Source organism: Pseudomonas sp. BCRC 81390 (assembly GCF_030341915.1).
Lineage (GTDB): Bacteria > Pseudomonadota > Gammaproteobacteria > Pseudomonadales > Pseudomonadaceae > Aquipseudomonas.
Genome location: NZ_JATAAG010000074.1, coordinates 1 through 338, shown reverse-complemented (window position 1 = coordinate 338; position 338 = coordinate 1). Strand labels below are relative to the sequence as shown.

Here is a 338-nt window from a genome sequence, read left to right as displayed (position 1 = left end):
CATGGTTCAGCCGTAGAATACGGGGCCATAGCTCAGCTGGGAGAGCGCCTGCCTTGCACGCAGGAGGTCAGCGGTTCGATCCCGCTTGGCTCCACCACTTTCTGCTGTTGTGAAGTGTTGCACTTGATCAAACTCAGAAATGAGCATTCGCTTCGAATGTTGATTTCTGGCTTTTGTCAGATCGTTCTTTAAAAATTCGGATATGTGATAGATATAGACTGATAGCCAGTTTCACTGCTGGTTAATCAGGCTAAGGTAAAATTTGTGAGTTCTGCTCGAAAGAGCAACATGCGAATTTTCGGCGAATGTCGTCTTCACAGTATAACCAGATTGCTTGG

At 46.4% G+C, this 338-nt stretch carries 1 tRNA gene; it reads left to right on the top strand.

The annotated features are described in order from the left end of the window. Positions 1–21 precede the first annotated feature (21 nt). Positions 22–97: transfer RNA gene (locus tag QSV36_RS23000), tRNA-Ala, on the top strand. The last annotated feature ends 241 nt before the right edge of the window (positions 98–338 follow it).